Consider the following 328-nt stretch of genomic DNA (forward strand, 5'->3'; position numbering starts at 1 on the left):
GCCAAAACACAAGACAAACACCAACCAAGCAACCCACACGGACCAAGAACGCCAAGCCAGCGAACTCATCCTACAACGACGCAACATCAAAACCGTACCCGAATACAACCCCTTACAACATCGACCCAGCACCCATCCGCAACGCGCCAAAGTGGTGGGACCTGCAGGAGAAGAAATCCATGTCGATGAATGGGGACGCATCAAAGTACGCTTCCTATTTACCCGAGCAGAAGACCACCAATTTGATGGCGGTGCCGGCAGTAACAACAACGACACCGATTCAGCTTGGGTCGATGTACTGACCCCATGGGCAGGCGAAGGCTATGGT

Annotated in this window: 1 pseudogene; it reads left to right on the forward strand. The window is 53.4% G+C overall.

What is annotated here, in order from left to right:
- A pseudogene (locus AC1M9K_RS14595) lies at positions 1-328 on the forward strand (type VI secretion system tip protein VgrG); the annotation flags it as partial.

This window comes from Acinetobacter sp. 24-47-67 (genome assembly GCF_056779735.1).